13 protein-coding genes are annotated in these 23,794 nt (G+C 72.8%); 1 reads left to right on the top strand and 12 read right to left on the bottom strand.

Annotated elements, in window-relative coordinates:
- Window positions 1-20: 20 nt before the first annotated feature.
- The 7 genes from J2X59_RS01690 to J2X59_RS01660 all read right to left on the bottom strand — a co-directional run bounded on the left by J2X59_RS01690 (window position 21) and on the right by J2X59_RS01660 (window position 7,948).
- Window positions 21-1,058, bottom strand: coding sequence for an LLM class flavin-dependent oxidoreductase (locus J2X59_RS01690; protein ID WP_326495468.1), 1,038 nt, complete (start codon window positions 1,056-1,058; stop codon window positions 21-23).
- A 121-nt stretch (window positions 1,059-1,179) separates the two neighbouring features.
- Window positions 1,180-1,815, bottom strand: a complete 636-nt coding sequence (locus J2X59_RS01685) for a thymidine kinase (protein ID WP_326495467.1) — start codon at window positions 1,813-1,815, stop codon at window positions 1,180-1,182.
- Window positions 1,815-2,516 carry a response regulator transcription factor gene (locus J2X59_RS01680; protein ID WP_235426346.1) on the bottom strand — a complete coding sequence of 234 codons (702 nt, stop codon included), beginning with the start codon at window positions 2,514-2,516 and terminating at the stop codon, window positions 1,815-1,817. Before J2X59_RS01680 ends, J2X59_RS01685 begins: the two co-directional genes overlap by 1 nt.
- Window positions 2,503-3,681 carry a hypothetical protein gene (locus J2X59_RS01675; RefSeq protein WP_326495466.1) on the bottom strand — a complete coding sequence of 393 codons (1,179 nt, stop codon included), beginning with the start codon at window positions 3,679-3,681 and terminating at the stop codon, window positions 2,503-2,505. The genes J2X59_RS01680 and J2X59_RS01675 overlap by 14 nt, the downstream gene beginning before the upstream one ends.
- Window positions 3,678-4,985: a sensor histidine kinase gene (locus tag J2X59_RS01670; RefSeq protein ID WP_326495465.1), complete on the bottom strand. Its 1,308-nt coding sequence runs from the start codon at window positions 4,983-4,985 to the stop codon at window positions 3,678-3,680. Before J2X59_RS01670 ends, J2X59_RS01675 begins: the two co-directional genes overlap by 4 nt.
- A 158-nt stretch (window positions 4,986-5,143) precedes the next feature.
- Complete coding sequence (locus J2X59_RS01665) at window positions 5,144-6,406, bottom strand: Rv2578c family radical SAM protein (RefSeq protein ID WP_326495464.1); 1,263 nt, start codon at window positions 6,404-6,406, stop codon at window positions 5,144-5,146.
- A 54-nt stretch (window positions 6,407-6,460) separates the two neighbouring features.
- Complete coding sequence (locus J2X59_RS01660; protein ID WP_326495463.1) at window positions 6,461-7,948, bottom strand: malate:quinone oxidoreductase; 1,488 nt, start codon at window positions 7,946-7,948, stop codon at window positions 6,461-6,463.
- A gap of 153 nt (window positions 7,949-8,101) precedes the next feature.
- Here J2X59_RS01660 and J2X59_RS01655 point away from each other — a divergent pair, with 153 nt between their 5' ends.
- Window positions 8,102-9,226, top strand: a complete 1,125-nt coding sequence (locus tag J2X59_RS01655) for a hypothetical protein (RefSeq protein WP_326495462.1) — start codon at window positions 8,102-8,104, stop codon at window positions 9,224-9,226.
- 84 nt (window positions 9,227-9,310) lie between these two features.
- Here J2X59_RS01655 and J2X59_RS01650 read toward each other — a convergent pair whose 3' ends face one another.
- From J2X59_RS01650 to J2X59_RS01630, 5 genes are all read right to left on the bottom strand, one after another.
- A complete protein-coding gene (locus J2X59_RS01650) occupies window positions 9,311-10,360 on the bottom strand; it encodes an aspartate-semialdehyde dehydrogenase (RefSeq protein ID WP_326495461.1) in 1,050 nt (349 codons plus the stop codon).
- Window positions 10,361-10,397: 37 nt separating this feature from the next.
- On the bottom strand, window positions 10,398-11,663 hold the full coding sequence (locus J2X59_RS01645; protein WP_066655175.1) for an aspartate kinase: 1,266 nt from the start codon (window positions 11,661-11,663) through the stop codon (window positions 10,398-10,400).
- A 119-nt stretch (window positions 11,664-11,782) separates the two neighbouring features.
- Window positions 11,783-12,382 carry a recombination mediator RecR gene (gene recR / locus J2X59_RS01640; RefSeq protein ID WP_326495460.1) on the bottom strand — a complete coding sequence of 200 codons (600 nt, stop codon included), beginning with the start codon at window positions 12,380-12,382 and terminating at the stop codon, window positions 11,783-11,785.
- On the bottom strand, window positions 12,382-15,453 hold the full coding sequence (locus J2X59_RS01635) for a DNA polymerase III subunit gamma and tau (RefSeq protein ID WP_326495459.1): 3,072 nt from the start codon (window positions 15,451-15,453) through the stop codon (window positions 12,382-12,384). The genes recR and J2X59_RS01635 overlap by 1 nt, the downstream gene beginning before the upstream one ends.
- 145 nt (window positions 15,454-15,598) lie before the next feature.
- On the bottom strand, window positions 15,599-23,452 hold the full coding sequence (locus J2X59_RS01630; RefSeq protein ID WP_326495458.1) for a choice-of-anchor G family protein: 7,854 nt from the start codon (window positions 23,450-23,452) through the stop codon (window positions 15,599-15,601).
- Window positions 23,453-23,794: the final 342 nt, after the last annotated feature.

The following is a 23,794-nucleotide window of genomic DNA, read 5'->3' as shown; positions in this document are numbered from 1 at the left end:
CCGCAGCGGGCGCCCGTCCGCTAGACCGTCGCCCCCGCCGGCACCAGGCGGCCCTCGGCCTGCAGGGACGCCACCACGTCGAGCGCCTGGTGCCGGTAGCGCGCCTGGGCGGCTCCGGGCGCGACGATCACCCCGTCGGCACCGGTGGACGCGACGAGCTCGTTGAGCTTCGTGGCGACGTGCTCGCGGTCGCCGTAGGCCTGCCGCTCCGTCCTCGCGGCGATGAACCGGCGCTCGAGGTCCGAGAACTCGTACGCGCGGGCCTCGTCCATCGACACCGGCTCGGGCTTGGCACCCTGTCGCATGCGGATGAACGAGATCATCCCCGGAGCGCTCTGCTCCTCGACGATCGCAGGGTCCTCGTCGGTGACGACCTGCACACCGATGAGGGCGTTCGGGGTCTGCCGGAAGCGCGACGGGCGGAACGAGTCGCGGTACAGCGCGAGCGCCGCCTCGGTGTTGTCCGACGCGAAGTGGTGCGCGAAGGCGAACGACACCCCGAGCGCGCCGGCGACCTGCGCGCTGTAGCCCGAGGAGCCGAGCAGCCAGAACTCCGGCACGTCGCCGTAGCCCGGGACCGCGCGGATCCGCGACAGCGGGTTCGACGCGTCCATGCCGGTGAAGAACCCGATCAGGTCGGCGAGCTGCTGGGGGAAGTCGTCGACGTCGAGCCGGTCGGTGCGGCGCAGCGCCATCGCCGTCGCGCCGTCGGTCCCCGGGGCGCGACCGATGCCGAGGTCGACGCGGTCGCCGTACAGTGCGCGCAACGTACCGAACTGCTCGGCGATCACGAGCGGCGCGTGGTTCGGGAGCATCACACCGCCGGAGCCGATCCGGATGCGTGAGGTCGCGGCACCGACGGCGCTGAGCAGCACGGCGGGCGCCGACGAGGTGATGCCCGGCATGCCGTGGTGCTCGGCGACCCAGACACGCTCGTAGCCGAGCTGCTCGGCGTGCACGGCCATGTCGATCGACCCCTGCAGGGCCTCGGTGTTCGACTGGCCGTACTCGCGGGTGGCCAGGTCGAGGACGGACAGGTGCACGGTGGCGTCGCTCATGTGGACGACAACCGTCGCCGGCGTGCGCGCATTCCGCGCCACGGGCCGGCCTGGAGGCGCGTGGCGGCGCCGCACCGTGCCTCCCGTCCGGCGGTGGCCCACCTGACGGACGTGGGTCGGATCAGTGGGCGAGCTCGCCGTCGAGCCGCCCACCCGACTCGCTGAGGTAGCAGTTCGCGCAGAGCGACTCGTAGGTGACGTCGACCCCGTCGATCGCGACCTGGGACCCGTCGAAGACGAAGCGGCCGTCGACCTTGCGCGCGTTGAAGACGGCCTTGCGGCCGCACCGGCAGATGGTCTTGAGCTCCTCGAGCGAGTGCGCGACCTCGAGCAGTCGCGCGCTGCCGGGGAACGCCTCGGTGCGGAAGTCCGTGCGGATGCCGTAGGCGAGCACGGGGACCTCGTCGAGCACTGCGACACGGAGCAGGTCGTCGACCTGGCGCGGAGTGAGGAACTGCGCCTCGTCGACGAGCACGCAGCTCACCGGACGCACCATGCCGTCGAGCCGGTCCGACTCGGGGTCGGTGGCACCGGCGTTGGCGACCGCGTGCCGGACGTCGTCGTGGGGCGCGAAGACGACGTCCACGGAGCGTGTGACGCCGAGTCGGGAGACGATCTCACGGTCGCCCTTGGTGTCCACCGACGGCTTCGCCAGCAGCACGCGTTGCCCGCGTTCCTCGTAGTTGTACGCGGCCTGCAGCAGGCCGGTGCTCTTGCCGCTGTTCATCGCGCCGTACCGGAAGTAGAGCTTCGCCACTACGCGAGGAACCCGTCCTCGGCGGCACGACGGATGAGGTCCGACTTCTTCGACGCGGGACGGCCGACCTTGCTGTACTTCTCGCGGACGCGCCGGAGGTATGTCTTGGCGGTCTCGTACTGCACGTTCATCTGCGCGGCGACCTCGTTCGTCGAGTAGCCGGACACGTACAGGCGCAGTGCCTCTTCCTCGCCCGCGCTGAGCTTCGGGCGCTGGTGCGCGCTCGCGCCGGTCGGCAGCGGCCGCCAGTCGCGCTGCGCCGGGGTCTCACGCGAGACACCCATGACCTCACGCGCGACGTCCATGACCTCGCGCATCGGCAGCGACTTCGACAGGAACGCGGCCGCACCGGCGGCCAGGGCACGGTCGCGGGACTCGCGGCTGTCGACGCTCGAGAGCACGATGACCTTCGCCCCGGCGGCACGGCAGGTGCGCACGCGGGCCTCGATCGACACCGGCTCCTTGAGCTGGAAGTCGAGGAAGACGAGGTCCGTCGGGAAGTTCTCGCTGTGCACCATCTCGAGCCACGTGTGCGCGGTGAGGGCGAGGTCGAAGTCGAAGGCGTTCACGGCGATCCAGCTCGACAGGCTGTCGAGCAGCACCTCGTGGTCGTCGAGGATCGCCAGCCGCACGCGTCGGGTTCCGGGCTGCGGGAGCGGTGGCACGCCCTCCGTGGTCCGGTTCGGGTCAGTGCTGGTCATAGGAGAACCTTAGTGCGAGGGACGATGGGCGGACGGCGACGTCGAGGTCGGGGAAGGTCACGCGGAGCACCGCGAAGTAGGGGTCGAACGTGCGGTGGATGCCGACGTCCGAGTCGTCGACCGCGAGCTCCGTGCGGACCTCGACGCGATCGGGTGGGGCACCGGGCTCGCGCGACCGGCGGACCGTGGCACGGAACCGCGCGGGGTCCACCGTCGCTGCGCCGAGCGCCGCACGGAGGAACGTCCGGACGACGGTCCGCTGGTCGGTGTCGAGCGTCGCGATGAGGCCGTCCGGGTCGTCCACCGACTCGGCGGACCCGCCCTCGACGGCGACCGCGTACTCGAGCCACGTCCGGTCGGCGTCCGCGACCATGGCCTGCCGGATGCCGTCCGCGATGGAACGGGCGCGTGCGCGGTCGGCGTCGGTGATCACCTCACGCGTCCGCAGTTCGGCGAAGAACGGGGCGACGTCGCGCGCGAGGATGACGGAGCGGTCCTGCTGCACGCGCGCGGCGATGCCGTCCCGCTCGGCGCGCGCCACCGAGTACGAGCCCGCACGGATCTGCACGCGCTCCGCCAGGCCGCCGAAGGTCCACGCGAACACGACGGACGCCGCGGTGAGGACCAGCGTCGGCGCGGCGGCGAGGAAGGCGGCGACGGACACCGGTACCTGGTGCGGGAACATGGCGGCGGCGGTTCCCCAGGCAGCTGCGTCGACCGCCGCCAGGACGAGCCCGCCGACCGCCAGGTCCCGCCACGGCCGGTAGGGCGCGACCGTCACGATCCCGGTGGCGGTGAGCAGGCACATGAAGTCGTTGAGCGCGTTGCGGTCCGGCCCCCACTGCGCCGCGACGCTGGCGGCCGACGCTGCGCCCAGCAGCACGACGTGGAGCACGTACGCCCAGCGCGGGAACGGCGCCCGGAAGGGCGACGACGACGCGATCACGACCGCGCCCGACGCGCCCAGGAGCAGCACCGTGAGGGCGCTGAGCGTCGGGCTGCCGACCACGTCGCGGTCGAACACCGACACGAGCAGCGCCCACAGCACGCCGGCCGCACCGAGCAGGACGGCGAGGGGGCGGGAACCCATCGCGCCGAGCGGGTCCCACTGCTGTGCGGTCCGAGCGCCCCGGACGGCGGCCCGCACCGCGTCGACGCGACTCACCGGGCGGCTCCGCGGTCGGACTCACCCGTGACGGCGTACGACGCCGCGCCGCCGGTCCGTAGGCCACCGGTGTGTGCGCCGCCGGTGTGTGCGCCGCCGGTGTGTGCTCCGTCGGCACGGGCCGCGTCCTCGCTCGTGTAGGGCACGGTCATCATGACGCTCGTCCCGGATCCCGGCGACGACCACACCTGGACGTCACCGCCGACCCGGCCGATGCGTTCTCGAACCGAGCCGCGCAGCCCCATCCGGTCGCTGCCGGTCTCCTGCTCGTCGAACCCGCGGCCGTCGTCGACCACCATCACCGTGCAGGACGAGCCGTCGTCGAAGACGCTGACCTCGGCCTCGTCGGTCTCCGCGTGCTTGAGGACGTTCGCCAGGCACTGCCCGACGGCCCGGAGCAGCGCCGTCGCCGCCGACGGGTCGAGCCGCGCCAGCGCGGCCGGATCACCGGTGACCGCGACCGCGAGCCCCGCTGCCCGGTGCTCGTCGACCATCACGTCGAACGCGGCACCGGCGAGGGCCGGGTCCGGGTCGGACGTCGGGTCGGACGACGCGAGCCACTGCTTTCCGGTCAGCATCGCGACGTCGGCCTCGACCGTGCGCGCGAGCTGCGGGTCCATGGGGCCGTCGGGGGCGAGCGCGATGGCACCGAGGTGGTTGAGGACCGTGTCGTGCAGGATCGCCGCGGCCTCGGCCTCGACCCCGGCCCGGTAGGCGGACACGTGCTCCTCGCGCGCGGACCGGAGCAGCTCGGGCTGGACGCGCTCGGACCGAGCGGTGTTCCGGCTGGTGAAGAGCACGAGGGCGACGACGAAGCCCAGGGTGACCCAGGCGAGGAGGAGCGGTCGGGGCGGCCCGTCCGCCTGCAGCACCGCGATCCCGGTCGCGAGCCGACCGACCAGGAACCCGCCGAACGACCAGACGACGACGCGACTCGCGACCGCACCGGCCCCGCCGACGAGCACGAGCGGGATCACCGCGAGCGACACCAGGTAGCTCGTCACCCAGCCGGCGGGCACCTCGCGCTGCACGATCGTGGTGAACCACCACGCGCAGACCCCGCCGGTGACGAGGAAGGCCACGGCCGAGCGCCAGGTGCCGAACTGCACGTGGACGCCGATCATCGCGAGCATGGGGAGGAGCGCGAGCACGGCCCCGGCGACCCGCGCGTCGGGCTCGGCCAGTCGGTACAGCAGCAGGGTCACGGCGGCGGCGACCACCGATCCGATCGCCGCTGCGTGGAAGGCGCGCACGGTCGACCACGCGTTCACTCGCGGAGCGAGGTGCGTGGGGATGCCGAGCACGGGTCGATGATCCTTCCGAGAGTCGTCCGGTCGCCGTGTGACGCGGCCGTCCAGGGGCCGGTCGTGTACCCCGAAACGAGCACGATCCGGCGACCCGCTCGATGCTACCGCCGATCACCGACACAGGGTGTCCCCCGAACGCGGAAGGTGGTCGCTCCTCAGAACAGGGTCGGTCCGGACGGACCTCCGATCACGGTCGTCCCGGCACCGCGTCGGTCGAAGTCAGGGTCGGCACGCTTGAGCGGCGACGAGGTCGGGCGGGACTGCTCGTCGAGCGACACCGGGACGCGGTACCCGTTCGTGATGCCCCCGTACGTGATGACCGACCCGACGAGGGCGCGCGGTCCGGTGTCGCCCGACCCCGGACGCGGTGCACGCGGAGCGGTCGCCGCCGCGGCCTGCTCGCCGGGTACGAGGTGCGCCTGCCGGTCACTGAACCCCATCGAACCGGTCGCCGGGTCCATCCTGCCGAGTCCGAGACCGTGCGCGGCCAGGATCGGACCCACCCGGTCCGCGAGCCACCGGCGGTAGTCCGCGGGCGCGTAGGTGTTGTCGAGGTACATCGAGCGGTAGCGCGCGACGAGGTCGGGACGGGTGCGCTGCAGCCAGGCAGCCCACCACGGCTTCACGCCAGGACGCAGGTGCAGTGCGGAGTACATGACGCTCGAGGCGCCGGCCTCAGCCGCGCGACCGATCGCTTCGTCGAGGTGCGCGCGCGTGTCCGTGATGAACGGGAGCACCGGCATGAGGAACACCGAGCACTCGAGCCCCGCGTCGCGGATCGCCCGGACGGTCGCCAATCGGGCGGCGGTCGTCGGGGTCCCGGGCTCGACCTGCTGCTGCAGCTCGTCGTCGTACACGGCGATCGACATCGCCAGGTCGACCGGGACGCTCCGTGCCGCCTCGACCAACGTGGGCAGGTCGCGCCGCAGCAGCGTCCCCTTCGTCAGGATGCTGAACGGGGTGCCCGACTCGGCCAGCGCGCGGATGACCCCGGGCATCAATCGGTAGCGCCCCTCGGCACGCTGGTACGGGTCGGTGTTGGTGCCGAGCGCGACGGGGTGTCGGTCCCACGACGGCTTCCGGAGCTCACGGCGCAGGACGTCCGCGACGTTGGTCTTCACGACGATCTGCTGGTCGAAGTCGGCACCCCCGTCGAACTCCAGGTACGTGTGCGTGGGCCGCGCGAAGCAGTAGACGCACGCGTGACTGCAGCCGCGGTACGGGTTGATCGTCCACCCGTGGGTGCCGCTGCCGTCGGCTGCCGGCACACGGTTCAGGGCACTCTTCGCCAGGACCTCGTGGAAGGTGACCCCGGCGAACTCCGGCGTGGTGACGCTGCGCACCAACCCGCTGTTCGACTCGAGCCCCGGCAGGGCGTCACCGCGCTCCGCCCCGATCGACTGCCCACTCCACCGCATGCCCTCATTCGAACACACGTTCGAACCGGGGGCAAGTCGCCCGAGCGGCGGGGCTCAGTGGTGCAGACCGAGGACCTTCGCGGTGTGCTCGAGGGTCTCGTCGGCGAGCTGCGGGTCGGCGCCGAGGTCCTTGCCGTACGTGGGCACCATCGTCCGCACCATCGGGGCCCAGGCGTCCCACCGGTCCGGGAAGCACCGCTGCAGCATCGCCAGCATGATCGGCACCGCGGTGGACGCTCCGGGGCTCGCGCCGAGCAGGCCGGCGATCGAGCCGTCGGCCGAGGTGATGACCTCGGTGCCGAACTGCAGCACCCCGCCCTTCTCCGGGTCCGGCTTGATGACCTGCACGCGCTGCCCGGCCGTGATGCGGTGCCAGTTCTCCGGTTCGGCGGTCGGCATGAAGTCGCGGAGGGCGTCGAACTTCGTCTGCTTCGACGCCAGCAGCTGCCCGACCAGGTAGCGGACCAGGTCGAAGTTCGAGAACGCCACGCTCAGCATCGGTCGCAGGTTGTGCGGTCGGATCGACCGGAACAGGTCGAGCAGCGAGCCCTGCTTGAGGAACTTCGGGCTGAACCCGGCGTAGGGGCCGAACATCAGCGACGCCCTGCCCTCGACGATCCGGGTGTCGAGGTGCGGCACCGACATCGGCGGAGCGCCGACGCTCGCCTTGCCGTACACCTTCGCCGCGTGCTTCTGCACGACCTCGGGGTCGTCGGTGCGCAGGAACTCACCGGACACGGGGAACCCGCCGTAGCCGCGGATCTCCGGGATGCCCGACTTCTGCAGCAGGCGCAGGGCCCCACCGCCGGCGCCGACGAAGACGAACTTCGCCGCGATGCGCTGCGTCGACCGACCGATCTCGTTGCGGACGTCGAGCGCCCACCCCTCGGAGACCTTCGACCGCGTGATCTTCTGCACCTGGTGCGACGGCTCGAACTCGACACCGGCGATCTCGAGCTCGTCGAAGAGCTGCTGCGTCAACGAACCGAAGTCGACGTCCGAGCCGGCGGCCGAGTACGTCGCGGCGACCGGCTGGTCCTTCTTGCGCCCAGGGATGAGCGCGGGCGCCCACTTGCGGATCTGCGTCGGGTCGTCCGAGTACTCGATGCCCACGAAGAGCGGGTGGCCCTTGAGCGCCTCGTACCGCTTGCGCATGTACTCGACGTTGTCCTCGCCCCACACGAAGGAGATGTGCGGGGTCGGGTTGATGAAGTTGGACGGCTGCGGGAGCGCGCCGGTCTCGACCAGGTGCGCCCAGAACTGCCGCGAGACCTGGAACTGCTCGTTGACGGTCACGGCCTTGGCGATGTCGACGTGTCCGTCGGGCATCTCCGGCGTGTAGTTCAGCTCGCAGAGCGCGGAGTGACCGGTCCCGGCGTTGTTCCACGGGTTCGAGGACTCCTGCGCGACCGAGCCGAGCCGCTCGTACACGCGGATCTTCCACGTGGGTTCGAGGCGGTGGATGATGGCGCCGAGCGTGGCGCTCATGATCCCTCCCCCGATCAGGACGACGTCGATCGGGTCCACCTGCTTCACTGCCACACGACGATCCTACCCACTGCCGCTGGGTCACCCGGGGGCATCATCCGGGTGCGGGGCGCTGGCCCTGCCCATCGTACTTGCTGGTGAAGTACGACATTCCGGACGTGCCACCATTTTACGGTCCGATGGACCGTCCCTCCCGGAGGCCCCACCGTGAACCACTCCCGGCGCGCCCGTCTCACGCTCCCGCTCCTGCCCGCGGCTGCGATCGCCCCGCTCCTGCTCGGCCCCGCCACCCTGGCCGACACGCTCCACTCGCCGCAGCCCGAGCCACGGACTGCACCCGCTGCGGCGCTGGAGGGCACCTTCCACGTCGTCGGCACCATCGGCTTCGTCGCCGTCGCCGACCACGACGGCCGGCCCGTGCTCGACACCCGGCCGGTCGCCGCCGACACCGCGCAGCACCCCGCGCCCGGCACCACCGGCCCGCTCGTCGTCGGGTCGATGTGCCTGTCCGCCCTCAACGGCCCCGGGCTGCCCTTCGCCGCGCTGGTCGACGCCGTCGCCCCCTCCGGCTGCCTCCAGGTCCGCACCACGAGCCCCACGCCCCACGTCGTCCGGTTCACCGCCGACGACCCGTCCTCACCGGCGAACGGCCTCGAACTCGGCCTGCAGGCGAACGGCGCGCTCCTGGCGCTCGGCACCGCGGGGTCCGACATCGAACTCGTCACCGAGGGTCCCGTCGTCGCACCGACGCTCGACCACACCGACCTGGCACCCGGATCCGCTCTCTCGGGCACCGCCACGCACGGCGCGCACGTCGTCGTCGTCCGTGACGGGACCGTGGTCTGCGAGGCCGATGCCGCCGGTCGAGGTGCGGACGACTCCGGACACTGGTCCTGCTCGCCGATCGATGCGCTCACCGAGGGCACGTACACCCTCGAACTGTTCGCCTCGACCCCCGCCGGTCAGCTCGCGCCGCCCGTCCCGGTCGAGGTCGTCGTGTCCGCAGAGCCCGGCGCCGGCGACGGTCCGGACCCCGGCCCCGGTGACGGCGAGGGCACCGATCCGGGTGATGCACCGTCCCCGGGGGACGGTGCCGGAGGCACGGGCGGCACCGGCACCCCCGGTGGGGCCGACCAGACCGGCGAACCCAGCGCGGACGGACCGTCGCCAGGACCGGCGACGACTGCGCCGACCGCCGACGCCGCGCCGCAGGGGCGCCTCGCCTGGACCGGCACCGAGGTGACCGGACCGCTCGCCGTCGCGCTCGCGCTCCTCACCGCCGGGACCGGCGTGCTGCTGCACCGACGACGTCGCGCTCGGTCCCGTTCCTGACGGTCGGGACGACGGACGGGAGGCCCGTGGCGGTGTCGCCACGGGCCTCCCGTCCGTCGTGTGCCGCGTCGGCGACGATGCTCGCTACGCGGCGACCGCGCGCCGCTCGAGGATCGTCTCGGCGATCTGCACCGCGTTGAGCGCAGCGCCCTTCCGCAGGTTGTCGTTGCTGACGAAGAGGACCAGGCCGTGGCCGTCGGGCGCGGACTGGTCGGCGCGGATGCGGCCGACGAAGGACGGGTCCTGGCCAGCTGCCTGCAGCGGAGTCGGGACGTCCGCGAGCTCGACGCCCGGGGCCGTGGCGAGGAGCTCCGTCGCCCGCTCGGGCGAGAGCGGCTGCGCGAACTCGGCGTGCACGGAGATCGAGTGCCCGGTGAACACGGGGACGCGCACGCAGGTCCCGGCGACGAGCAGGTCGGGCAGCTCGAGGATCTTGCGGCTCTCGTTGCGGAGCTTCTGCTCCTCGTCGGTCTCGCGCATGCCGTCCTCGACGATGCTGCCCGCGAGCGGGACGACGTCGAAGGCGATCGGTCGGACGTACTTGACCGGCTCCGGGAAGGTCACCGCCGAACCGTCGTGGGTGAGCGCCGCGGTGTCCTGCTCGAGCGCCGCGCGCGCCTGGCCGAGGAGCTCCTCGACGCCCGCGAGCCCGGACCCGGACACGGCCTGGTAGGTGGTCGCGACGAGACGACGCAGCCCGGCTTCGGTGTCCAGCACCTTGAGGACCGGCATGATCGCCATCGTCGTGCAGTTCGGGTTGGCCACGATGCCCTTCGGGGCGTCGTCGATCGCGTGCGGGTTGACCTCGCTCACGACCAGCGGCACCTCGGGATCCATCCGCCAGGCACTCGAGTTGTCGACGACCACCGCACCCGCCGCCGCGAACTTCGGCGCGAGGGCGCGTGACGCCGTGGCACCGGCCGAGAACAGCGCGATGTCGATGCCCGACGGATCGGCGGTCTCGGAGTCCTCGACGACGATCTCCTCGCCGCGGAACGACAGCGTCGAACCGGCGGACCGGGCACTCGCGAAGAACCGGACGCGGTCGGCCGGGAACGCGCGCTCCTCGAGGAGGCGACGCATCACGGCGCCGACCTGGCCGGTGGCGCCGACGACGGCGACGGTGGTGCTCATGTGGTGCTCCTGCTCGTGGGTCGTGTCGGCGCGGGGCTCAGCGCCCGGTGCCGGCGTAGACGACGGCTTCCTGGTCCGCGTCCAGCCCGAAGGCCTGGTGCACGACGCGCATGGCCTCGTTCAGGGTGTCGGCGCGCGTGACGACCGAGATGCGGATCTCCGAGGTGGAGATCATCTCGATGTTGATCGACGCCTCGTGCAGGGCGCGGAAGAGCGCCGCCGAGACACCGGCGTTGGTCCGCATGCCGGCACCGACCAGGGCGAGCTTGCCGATCTGGTCGTCGTACTGGATGCCCGAGTAGCCGATGTCGGCCTTGGCGACCTCGAGCGCGGTCAGGACGCCCTGGCCCTGGTCCTTCGGCAGCGTGAACGAGATGTCCGTGCGGCCCGTGACCGCCTCGGACACGTTCTGCACGATCATGTCGATGTTGGCGCCGGCGCGGGCCACGATCGTGAAGATCTCGGCGGCCTTGCCGGGGGTGTCGGGCACGCCGACGACGGTGATCTTCCCCTCGGAGAGGTCTCCGGCGATGCCGGTGATGATCGGTTCTTCCACGGTTTCCCCCTCTGCAGGGTTGTAGACGATGGTGCCCTCGGCGTTGCTGAACGAGGAGCGGACGTGCAGGGTGACGCCGTGCCGACGGGCGTACTCGACGGCACGGATGTACAGGACCTTGGCGCCGGAGGCGGCGAGCTCGAGCATCTCCTCGCTCGTGATCCGATCGACCTTCTTGGCCTTCGGCACCACGCGGGGGTCCGCGGTGAAGATGCCGTCGACGTCGGTGTAGATCTCGCAGACGTCGGCGTCGAGCGCGGCGGCGAGCGCGACGGCGGTGGTGTCCGACCCACCACGACCGAGCGTGGTGATCTCGCCCGTCGTACGGTTGAACCCCTGGAACCCGGCCACGATCGCGACGTGCCCGGCGTCGAGCGCCTCGCGCACGCGCTTCGGGGTGACGTCGACGATGCGGGCCTTGCCGTGCTGGGCGTCCGTGAGCATGCCGGCCTGGCTGCCCGTGTACGACGATGCCTCGACCCCGAGGCTCTTGATCGCCATCGCGAGCAACGCCATCGAGATGCGCTCCCCCGCGGTGAGCAGCATGTCGAGCTCACGACCGGCGGGGATCGGCGTCACGGAGTGCGCGAGGTCGACGAGCTCGTCGGTGGTGTCGCCCATCGCCGAGACGGCCACGACGACGTCGTTGCCTGCCTTCTTCGTCTGGACGATCCGCTTCGCCACGCGCTTGATGCTCTCGGCGTCCGCGACGGACGATCCACCGAACTTCTGCACGATCAGGGCCACTGGCTGGTACTCCCGGGGACGACGGTTCCGCGACGGTCGCGCGGTCTGTCAATCGTAGAGGGTGTTCCGCGGATGTTGCGTGCGAGGCGGGCTCGACGCAACGATCCTGCGCACGTCCGTCAGGAACCGACCACGCGTCGGCCCTCGAAGGCGCGGCCGAGGGTCACCTCGTCGGCGTACTCGAGGTCACCGCCCACCGGCAGCCCGGACGCGAGTCGCGTGGTGCGGATGCCCATCGGGACGAGCAGTCGGCTGAGGTAGGTCGCCGTCGCCTCGCCCTCGAGGTTCGGGTCGGTGGCGATGATGACCTCGTCCACGGTGCCGTCGGCCAGCCGCGTCATCAGCTGCTGGATCCGCAGGTCGTCCGGACCGACACCGTCGATCGGGCTGATCGCTCCGCCGAGCACGTGGTAGAGCCCACGGAACTCGCGGGTGCGCTCGATGGCGGCGACGTCCTTCGCCTCCTCCACGACGCAGATCACCGACGGCGACCGACGGGGGTCACGACAGATGCTGCACCGCACGTTCTCGGTGACGTTGCCGCAGACCTCGCAGAAGCGCACCTTCTCCTTGACCTCGGCCAGGAGCTCGGACAGTCGTGCCGGGTCGAACGACTCGGTCTGCAGGATGTGGAACGCGATGCGCTGCGCCGACTTCGGGCCGATGCCCGGCAGCCGACCGAACTCGTCGATCAGGTCCTGGACGATCCCGTCGTACATCAGGCGCCTTCCTCGTGCAGGGCGGTCTCCTCGATGAACTGCGCGCCGAGGATCTCACGGACGACCGCCTCGCCGTACCGACCAGCGACCGGTGTCCGACGGACCTGGGGTGCAGCGGTCCGTGCCGGAGCTGGCTGCGCAGCCGCCTCCTGGGTCGGTGCTGTCTGCGCAGGTGCTGCCTGCTCGGGCGCTGCCGGTGCGGCCTGTGCCGGGCCGGTCGGCGCCGGTGCTGCCTGCGGTGCTGGTGCCCGCGTCGGTCGCTGGCTCGGTGCACCCGAGGACGCGTGCGCTCCCGGATCGGGGAAGGGAGCGCCGTCGTCGTAGGGCTCGTCGTCGAGCGGGTAGTCGTCGACCGGGACGTCCTGCCCCCCGGAGGGTGCGGCGGCCGCGGTACCCGGCGCGGCGGGCGCTGCCGATGCGGGCGCTGCGGCTGCGGCCGGTGCGGGCGCTGCGGCTGCGGCCGGTGCGGGCGCTGCGGCTGCGGCCGGGGCCGGCGCTCCCGGTGCGTCGGGTGTCGGGTGGCTCGGTGCAGCAGCACGGGCCGGCGCTGTTCCGGCACCGCCGAGCGCGGAGGCCGGGCGGAGCTGGGCAGCGAGGGCCGCGTCGGCGGCGGGATCGGAGACCGGTGCGACGGGCACGACCGGCTCCCCGGTGTCGGTCGTCCCGAACGGTGCCGACCAGCCCGGCTCGAGGTGCTCGGGCACGGCACCGGCGGTCGGGTCGGTCGCCGGGATCGTGGCGACGGCCCAGTCGGTCACCGGAGCGCTGGGCGCAGCCGGCTGCTGCCGTGTGGTCGGCTGCTGCGATGCGCCCTGCTGTTGGTTCGCCTGCTGCTGTTGGTTCGCCTGCTGCTGTTGGTTCGCCTGCTGCGGGCTCGCCTGCTGCTGCTGGCTCGACTGCTGCTGGCTCGGCTGCTGCTGCTGGCTCGGCTGCTGCGGTGCAGTCGACTGCTGGTGCTGCGGTGCGGTCTGCCGCTGCGTCGGCCCTTCGGCAGTCGCCGGCTGCGACGGTGCGGACTGCTGGCGCGCGGCCTGCTGCCGGCTGGTGTCCTCCGACGTCACCTGCGGTCGGGTCGGCTGCTGCTGCGACGCCTGCCGACCCGGCTCCGACGCGGGAGCACCGGCCGAGCGCTGTTGTCCCGGCCCGCGGGCGACGAACTTCACCCGGAGGCCGAGGACGTCGATGATCGCCGAGCGGAGCAGTTCGCTGACGCTCGTCGCGGGGTCGGACATCTCCTTGAACGACGCCACGTCCTGCTGGCTGGGGAAGGTGAGCGTCAGCACGTCCTCGCGCAGGGCCGTCACCTGGGCCGTGACCACCACGGACCAGGCCGAACGCCGGGCGCGCTGGACGTGCTCGACGACCTGGGGCCAGGCGTCGCGGAGCTGCTGGAAACCGACGGCGGCGACCGGTCGGACGACCGCCTCGTCGCCGACCGCCGTCCCCTGCCCGGTGGACGACGCGTTCGCGGTGCCCGACGGATCGTGCTGGTGCTGCTCGGTCGGGTGTGCCGTCGTCATCGCACTCGACGCGCTCTGCTCCGCCGGTCGGCCCGAAGACCGATCGGTCGGGCCGTCGGCCGGACCCTGGCTCGGGGGCGTCGCCACGGCTGCCCAGGAGGCAGCGGCATCGCGCACGGTCGCGCCGGGGTCCCGTGGCTCGGCGTCACGCGCGGTCGTCGGAGCCTGATCGGCCGGCTCCTGGTCTGAACGGGTCGGCGCCGCTGCGCGGGTCGGGGTCGCGGTCGACGCAGCGGGCTGCGCAGCCGGGGTCGCCGACGAGGAGCCGGCCTGCGCCGGGGCGCTGCCCGCTCCCGTGCTCGGAACCGAAGCGCCCGCGGAGGACTGCTGTGCACCCTGCGGTCGTTCGGCCGCGACGGGAGCCTGGTGCCCGTCGGCGTCGCCGACACCGACACCGACGCGACGCTCGAGCCGCTCGACGCGGGCGAGTGCACCGCGCTGGGTGTCGTCGACCTCGGGCACGAGCATGCGCGCCGTCATCAGCTCGAGGTGCAGTCGGGGCGACGTCGCACCGGTCATCTCGGTGAGCGCGCGGTTGGCGATGTCGGCGGACCGCGACAGCGCCGTCGCGCCGAAGACGCCGGCCTGCCGGGTCATGGTGTCGAGTTCCTCGGGAGAGATCCCGCGCAGCACGGCTGCGGCGCTCTCGTTCGTCGCCGCGACGACGATCAGGTCACGGAGCCGCTCGAGCAGGTCCTCGACGAAGCGACGCGGGTCCTGCCCGGTCTGCACCACGCGGTCGACCGCGGCGAAGGCCGAGGCGGGGTCGGCCACCGCCAGTGCGTCCACGACGTCGTCGAGCAACGCAGCGTCGGTGTAGCCGAGCAGAGCGACCGCGCGTTCGTAGGCGATCGCGCCGTCCTCGCTGCCGGCCATGAGCTGGTCGAGCAGCGACAGCGTGTCTCGCACCGACCCCCCACCGGCACGGACGACGAGCGGGAGGACACCCGGCACGACGGAGACCGACTCCTGCTCGCACAGCTGCTCGACGTACTCGAGCATCGTGGCCGGCGGCACGAGCCGGAACGGGTAGTGGTGGGTCCGGGAGCGGATGGTGCCGATGACCTTCTCCGGCTCGGTGGTCGCGAAGATGAACTTCACGTGCTCCGGCGGTTCCTCGACCAGCTTGAGCAGGGCGTTGAAGCCCTGCGGCGTCACCATGTGTGCTTCGTCGAGGATGAAGATCTTGTAGCGGTCGCGCGCCGGTGCGAACACGGCGCGGTCGCGCAGGTCGCGCGCGTCGTCGACGCCGTTGTGGCTCGCTGCGTCGATCTCGATGACGTCGAGTGATCCCCCGCCACCCCGGGCGAGCTCCACGCAGCTCGGGCAGACGCCGCACGGCGTGTCCGTCGGGCCCTGCTCGCAGTTCAGGCACCGGGCGAGGATGCGCGCCGAGGTCGTCTTGCCGCACCCGCGCGGCCCGCTGAACAGGTAGGCGTGGTTCACACGGTTCGTCCGCAGGGCGGTCCGCAGCGGGTCGGTGACCTGCGACTGACCGATCAGCTCGGCGAAGTTCTCGGGCCGGTAACGGCGATACAGGGCGGTGACCACGGACCAAGGGTAGCCGGGACGGCCGACAGCGCGACGCCCTCGGCGACCACCTGTGGAGGGGGCGAGGAGGGGCGGGACGACACCGCGCCTCCCGGCCGTCGTGACGACGGACGAGAGGCGCGGTGCGGTCGGTGTGGGCGGACGGTCAGGCGCGCCCGCGGCGGATGCGGCGTGCCAGTCGGGAGAGACCGAGCAGCAGGAACCCGAGGACCACCAGGCCGCCGGCGGCACCCGCGAGCGGAGCGACGTCCGCGCCGGTGAAGGCGAGGTCGCGACCGGAACCGTCGCCGGATCCGGATCCGGATCCGGATCCCGTGCCGTTGCCCGTGCCGTTGCCGTTGCCGTTGCCGAGCGATCCGTTGCCGGCACCGAGACCCGATCCGTTGCCGGTCCCGAGACCCGATCCGTTGCCGGTCCCGAGACCCGATCCGTTGCCGGTACCGAGACCCGATCCGTTGCCGGTACCGATCACTCCGGTACCGGTGCCGGCTCCGTTCCCGGAGCCACCCGGCAGGCCTGGCTGTCCAGGCTGGCCCGGCTGGCCCGGCTGGCCCGGCTGCCCCGGCTGCCCCGGCTGGCCCGGTTCACCGGGCTGACCCGGCTCTCCAGGCTCCCCGGGCTGACCAGGTTCACCGGGCTCACCGGGCTCACCGGGCTGGCCAGGCTCCCCAGGTTCACCGGGCTGCCCAGGCTCACCCGGCTCACCCGGCTCACCAGGCTCCCCAGGCTCCCCAGGCTCACCGGGCTGGCCAGGCTCCCCAGGCTCCCCGGGCTGGCCAGGCTCCCCAGGCTCACCGGGCTGGCCGGGCTGGCCAGGCTCCCCAGGCTCCCCAGGCTCCCCAGGCTCCCCAGGCTCACCGGGCTGCCCCGGCTCACCGGGCTCTCCTGGCTGCCCCGGCTCACCCGGCTGGGCGGCGACCACCACCACCGGCACCGTCTGGGCGGCGGACGTGGCACCCTCGACGGTCTGGGTCACCGTGAAGGTGTGCGAACCGACCCCGAGCTCCACGGACACCGACCAGGATCCGTCGGCAGCCGCGGTCGTCACGACGGGGTCTCCCGCGTCGCTGCGGACCGTGACGGTCGCACCCGGGTCCGCCGTCCCGGTGACCTGCCAGGTGGCGGTGCCGTCGGCACCGGCCGTCTGCCGGGCCCCGGGCAGGGGCGAGGTGACCGTCAGGGGGTCGGCGACCCGGACGACGATCGGCACGACCTGCGAGTCGGAGGTGTCCCCGTCCACGGTCTGCGTCGCCTGCAGCGTCCAGTCACCGGCCGGGACCTCCTCGAAGGTGACGCTCCAGCGACCGTCGCCGCCGGCCGTCGTCGTCCGGACCTGCCCGGTCGAGAGCCGGACCTCGACCGCGGCGTCGGCTCCGGCCGTCCCGGAGACGGGCACGGTGGTCGTGCTGTCGAGCCCGGGGGCCTCGAAGAGGCGACCCGGGGTCGGGTCCGTGATGACGACGTCGTCCTCCTGCGCGGCGACCACGCTGATGCCGCTGGTCACCGGGGCCGAGGTGGCCCCGCCGACCGTCTGCGTCGCCGACACGGTGTGGTCGCCGACCGGGACGTCCGGCACGGTCACCGTCCAGGAGCCGTCCGAACCGGCCGTCGTCGACACCGTGGTGCCGTCGATGTCGACCGTCACGGTGGCGCCCGGCTCGGCGGCCCCGCTGACCGGCACGGAGACCGTGTCCTGGTCCGTCCGGAACACCTGGCCGTCCGCGGGGGCGGTCACCTGCAGCGGGGCCACGGCGGCGACGGTGAAGGCGACGTCGGGTGCTGCGGTGGTCCGACCGTCCACGGTCTGCGTGGCGGAGGCGGTGTGGCCGCCGAGCGCGACGTCCGGCACGGTGACCGTCCAGTCGCCCTCGTCGTCGGCCGTGGTCGCGACGGCGGTGCCGTCGTCGATCGTGACCGACACCGTTGCGCCGGGCGCTGCCGTGCCCACGACCCGGACCGGCGTGGTGTCACCGACGATCCGGACCGTGCTGCCGGCCGCCGGCGTCGTGATGACGACGGCGTCCTCGTCGGCGACGTCCACGGTCACGTCCACCACGACGGGGTCGGAGGTGGTGCCACCGACCTCCTGGCCGACGGTGACCGTGTGGTCGCCGGGACCGACGCCCGGTACGACCGTGTCCCAGGTGCCGTCGTCACGGACGGGCACCTCGATCGGGTCGCCGTCGTCGACCACCACGGTGACCGTGCCACCGGGCTCGCCGGTGCCCGCCACGGGCAGGTCGACCGTCGGGTCGGACGCCGGCACCGTGACGACCTGGTCGTCGGTCGGCGTGGTGACCGTCAGGGGCGCGCCGGCCTCGACCGTGAACGTGTTCACGACCGGACCCGAGGTGGACCCGTCGACCGTCTGCGTCGCCCGGACGGTGTGCTCGCCCGTCGCGACGCCGTCGAACCGGACGCTCCAGGTACCGGCGTCGGTCGCCGTCACGGTCTGTGCGACGCCGTCGTCCAGGGTCACGCGGACCTCGGCACCGGGCTCGGCCGCCCCGTTCGCGACGATCGTCGCGAGGGAGTCGTCCTGTGCGACCGTGACGGTGGACCCGTCGGCCGGGGTGGCGATCGTCAGCGGTGCCGCGACCACGACCTCGATGGCGACCGTGACCGGCTGCGACGTGGTGCCGCCGACCTGCTGGGTGACGCTGACGGTCGTGGTGCCCGCGGGGACACCGGGGACGTCGACCGCCCAGTCGCCGTCCTCGTCGGCCTCGGTCGTGGCATCACGCCCGCCGCCGAGGTCGACCACCACGGTGGCGCCGGGCTCCGCGGTGCCGCGCACCGTGACCGTCGTCGTGGCGTCCTCGTCGGCGACCCGCACCTCTTCCCCGTCCGCGGGGGCGGTGATGACGACCGGCGCTGCCGCGACGACCTCGAAGGGACGCTCGACCGGCGTGGTCGAGGTCGAGCCGGCGACGGTCTGCGTCGCCGACACGACGTGCTCACCGACCGCGACGTCGTCGACGTCGACGCTCCACGTGCCGTCGTCGCCCACCGTCACGTCGACCGGGTCTCGGTCGTCGACGGTCACCGTCACGGTGGCGCCGGGCTCGGCGTCACCGGCGACCGTGACGGTCGTCGTGGCGGCGACGTCCGCGACGGTGACGGTGCCCTCCGGCTGCCGGACGACGAGCTCCGCCGCGGCGACGACCGAGACCGGTCGCGTGACGGGGGCGCTCGTGGTGCCGTTCACCGACTGCGTGACCGCCGCCGTCCAGGACCCCACCGGGACGTCCTCGACGGTGGTCGCCCAAGTGCCGTCGTCGCCGACGACCGTCTCGGCGGTGCCGCCGTCACCGAGGTCGACGGTGACCGTCGCCCCCGGCGCGCCGGTGCCGGCGAAGTCCACGTCGGTGGTGGCGTCGTCGTCCGCGACCGTGACGGCCGTGGCGCCGGCCGGCGTGGTGACGGTCAGCGGCGCCCCGGCGCGCACCGACACTCCGGCGCTGACGGGTGCCGAGGTGATCCCGCCGACGACCTGCGTCGCCCGGACGGTGTGGTCACCGGTCGGCACGTCGGTGAACGTGTGGGTCCACCGTCCGTCGTCGTCCGCCTCGACGGTCGCCTGTTCCCCGGTGGAGAGCGTGACGGTCACCGGAGCGCCCGGCTCGGCCGTACCGGCCGCCACGACGTCGGCCGTACCGGTCGCGTCGGCGACCGTGATGACGTCACCGTCGTCGGGGCTGGTGAGCGCGAGCGGTCGGCCTGCGCGCACCGTGAGCGTCTGCTCCGCACTGGAGGCGGTGGTGCCGCCGACCGTCTGCGTCGCCGTGACCGTCTGCTCGCCCACGCCGACGCCGCCGACGGTGACCGTCCAGTCGCCGTCGTCGTCCGCGGTCGTGGAGGCCTCGGCGTCGCCGACACGGACCGTCACCGGTGCGTTCGGCTCTGCCGTGCCGGACACCGTCACGTCGCGTGTGGTGTCCTCGTCCGGGACGAGCAGGACCGCGCCGTCCTCGGGCGACGTGATGAGCACGTCGTCCGCGGCGACGAGCGTGACGTCGCGGGTCACGGGGTCGGACGTCGCCGGGCTGGAGACCCCGCCGGGCAGCGTCTGCGTGACCGACACCGGGTGCGTCCCGACGCCGACGTCCTCGAAGGTGACGGACCAGCTCCCGTCGGCGGCGACCGTGGTCGTCGCTCCGGGCTCCTCGCCGTCGATCGTCGCGACGATCGTCGCGCCGGGCTGCCCGGTGCCGGTGACCGTCACGTCACGGGTCACGTCGTCGCCGGCGACCGTCATCGCCGCCGTGCCGGGAGCCGTGATGGTGAGGGGCGCCGCAGCGTCGACCAGGAAGCCCACGGGCAGGGCGTCCGTGCTCGCGCCGTTCAGCGACTGTGCCGCGTCGATCGTGTAGTCACCGGGGGCGAGCCCGGCTGCGTCGACCGACCAGGTGCCGTCGTCGTCGGCTGCGGTGGTCGAGAGCTCGAGGTCACCGACCGTCACCGTCACGGCTGCGCCGGGTTCGGCGACACCGCTGATCGTCACCGTGGCGGTGGCGTCCCCGTCGACCACGACGAAGCGCGAGCCGGCGGCCGGGCTGTCGATGGTGACGGCGGTGCCCGGGACGACGGTGAAGTCCCGCGTCTCGGTGGGACCGGTCGTGCCGTTCACGGTCTGCACGGCCTCGACGGTGTGCTGGCCGGTCCCGAGCTGCACCGGGTCGAGGACCCAGTTGCCCGCGGGGCCGGTCACGACGGCGACGGGTGCTGCCCCGTCGATGCTGACGGAGACGGTCGCACCCGGCTCCGCGGTCCCGCGGACCACGACCGACGCGTCGCCGGTGCTCGTGGCGGGGATCTCCTGCCCCTCGGTGGGAGCGGTTATCTCGAGGTCGTCGCCGACCTCGATCGAGATGTCCCGCTCGATCGCCGGCGAGGTCTGTCCACCGACGGTCTGGGTGACCGTCACGGTGTGACCGCCGGTCCCGACGTCCGGCAGGGCCACCGACCAGGTGCCGTCGTCGTCCACCGTCGTCGTGACGGGTGCTCGCTCGTCGAGCACGACGTCGATCTCGGCACCGGGCTGCGCCGTCCCGGTCACGTCGACGTCGACCGTGTCGTCGTCGTTCGCGACCACGGTCGTCGCGCCCTGCACCGGTGCGGTCACCTGCAGCGCTGCCGCGGGGACGACCGAGACGATCCGCTGCTGGGCCGGCGACGTCGTGCCGTTCACGGTCTGCGTCGCGGTCAGGGTGTAACGACCGACGGGCACGTCCTCGACCGTCGTCCTCCAGTCACCGTCTCCGTCGGCCGTCGTCGTGGCCGTGAGGCCGCCGCCGAGCGACACCGACACCCGGGCCCGGGGCTCGGCGGTCCCGGTGACGTCGAGGTCGGCGGTCGAGTCGGCGTCGAGGACGGGCACGGTGGCGCCGTCCGCAGGGGTCGCGATCGTCAGCGGGGCACCGACGGCGATCTCGAAGGCCGAGGTGACGGGCGCCGAGGTGGTGCCGGCGACCGTCTGCGTCGCGGTGATCGTGCGCTCACCGACCGGGACCCCCGGGAAGGTGGCGGTCCAGTCGCCGTCGTCGTCCGCCTCGGTGATCGCCGTGAAGGAGCCGCCGAGGTCGACCGCGACGGACGCGTTCGGCGCAGCGGTGCCGGTCACCGTGACCGGGGTGGTCGACGTGGCGTCGGCGACCGTCAGGACGGCTCCGTCGGCCGGCTCCTCGATGGTGATGCCGGGAACGGCGGTGACCGAGAAGTCACGGGTCACCGGAGCGCTCGTCGTGCCGTCGACGGTCTGGGCCGCCGTGGCCGTGTAGTCGCCTGCGGGGACGTCCTCGACCGTGGCGGTCCAGGTGCCGTTCGTGTTCGCCGTGGTGGTGGCGGTCAGACCGTCGCCGAGCGTCACGTCGACGCGGGCACCGCCCTCGGCAGCACCGGTGAGCACGACGGCGCGGGTGTCCCCGACGAGCGGCAGGACCGCATCGGGGGCCGGAGTGTCGATGGTCAGCGTCCGAGCGGCGACGACCTCGAAGTCCCGCGTCACCGCGGCCGAGGTGGTGTCGCCGACGGTCTGCGTCACGCTGGCCGTCTGCAGCCCGACCGGGACCGCGTCGACGGGGACGCTCCAGACGCCGTTGCCGTCCGCCGTGCCGCTCGCCGTGACGTCGTCCCCGATCGTCACGTCGATCCGCGCGTTCGCGGTGGACGTGCCGGTGAGGGTCACCGGGGTCGTGGTCCCGGTCGTGGTGAACTGCTGCCCGGCAGTGGGCGTGTCGATGACCAGCGGACGCTGCGCGACGACCGAGAAGGCCTGCGTCGCGGTGCCCGCGGCGGCGCCGCCGACCGTCTGCGTCGCGGTGACGGTCCGGTCCCCGACCGGGACGTCCGCGAGTGTGGCGGTCCAGGTGCCGTCGGGGGCGACCGTCGCGGGGGCGGTCAGGCCACCGCCCGCGGCGAGCGCGATGCCGGCACCGGGTTCACCGGTCCCGCGCACCGTCACCGAGCGGGTGGAGGTGTCGGTCGGGACGCTGAACTGCTGCCCTGCCGTGGGTGCGGTGATCGTCGGGGCCAGGAACGCCGTGGCGCGCACCGTGGAGGTGGCGAGGTCGACCGTCGCGGCGTTCGGCCCCGGCAGCACCGTGAGCCGCAGGGCGGTCACGCTCTGCGCCCCTGGGTCGTACCCGCGTGGGTCGCGGAAGCGGGGGTCTTCCTGCGCGTTCACCGTCAGGTCGACAACCTGACGGAGCAGGAGCACCACGGGCGAGAGCGCCGTCGCGACGGCGGTCGTGGTGGTGGTGAGCGTGGTGCTGAGCTGGGCGAGGGCGGCGGAGTTCGCCAGGGGCCGCACCGCGGTCTGGAGGGCCGGGACGACGGTGCCGCTGACGAGCGTCCCGAGCACGGGGGCGACGTTGATCCCGAGGATCGTTCCCGTCGACACGGAGACCTGCGGCGTGGCCGCGCCCGACACGGCGAGCGCACCGATGGTCGAGTCGACGGTCACGTTGATCGGCAGGTTGACCGCCCCGGCCGCGCTGAGCGTGGCACTGACCTGGACGCGCACCCGTGCCGCGTCGACCGCGTTCGTGACGGCGGTGCTCAGGGTGGCAGGGAGCCGTGTCCCGAGGATGTTCGTGATGCTGCTGTTGATCGCGGCGACCGCCGCGTCGGTGAGCACGGGGGTGTTCGCCGGCTGGTCGTTGAGCCGCGTCAACGTGTCGAGGTCGACGGTGATCGAACCGGTCGACGGGGTGATGGTCACCGCACCGTCCGTGATCGGCTGTGCGAGGACCCCGTCGATGGTGGGACCGAGGTCGAGGTTCGCGGTCGTCTGGACGCTCGTGTTCCGCACGGACACCAGCGGCGAGAGCAGCGATCCCAACGCCCCAGTGACCGCGTCGGTCGTCACCGCTCCGCTCAGGGCGGTGTTCACCGAGGTGGACAGCGGCGCGACGTTCGCCCGCAGGGTCGTCGCCAGTCGGGACACCGCGGGGCTGGTGAGCTGCAGGTTCGCGCCCGCGATGCGGTAGTCGCTCGCGGTGCTCACCGTCGCACCACGTGTGGCGCTGATCGTCGAGGCGAGCGCGCCCACCTGCAGCTGCGCGTTCGACAGCACGGTCGTGTCCGCGCCGACCCGGGCCAGCAGCGGGTTCAGGTTCAGCGTCGACGCACCGGCCCCGGTGCCGCTCCCGACGCCGATCGCCCCGTCGTCGCCGACGAGGCCGGAGGAACCGCGGGCGCCCGTCTGCGAGGTCGTCGCGAACTGCCCGTCGACACCGAGCGTCAGGATGCCGTTCGCGCCGAGCAGGTCGACGTTGTTCGACAGTCGGACGCCCAGGCTGTTCAGTGCGGTGAGGTCGAGCGGCTGGTTCGTCGTCCCGCCGACCGTGCTCGCGCTGCTCGCGGAGTAGGCACCACGGAGCTGGGCGAGCGCGTCGACGTCGACGATGCCGGAACCGCTGAGCAGGACGCCCTCGGCCTCGGAGACGTCCGTCGGCGCCGCTGCAGCCGGTTGGATCGCCACGGTGGCGGCGAGCAACGCCGTCACCGTGGCGACGACACCGCCGCGCAGGAGGAGGCTCCGGTCACCGGGAGCTCGTCGTCGAGCCCGGTTCCCGTCGCCGGTGATCCATCGTGTCCAGTTGACCGCTCCTGCGGGCACAGGGGTACCCCGGAGCGACACGTGCCTGCGCATGCGTGTCCCGTTTCCTGGCAGGCTCGCCTGCCACCTGATCCTCGGACTCCCCCGCTGGTGAGACGGGAGAGGGTCGGAACCCTGGTTGGGGGTTCCTGGAGGTGATCTTTACACACGAACAGGAACCGCGCACGAGGTTGCGCGAGATTTCGTCGGCGAGTCCGCTCGGCGTACCGGAACCATCGC

Source organism: Curtobacterium sp. 260 (assembly GCF_030803485.1).
Classification (GTDB): Bacteria; Actinomycetota; Actinomycetes; order Actinomycetales; family Microbacteriaceae; genus Curtobacterium.
The sequence above is the reverse complement of the archived record's forward strand: the minus strand, read 5'-3'. Positions and strand labels throughout refer to the sequence as shown.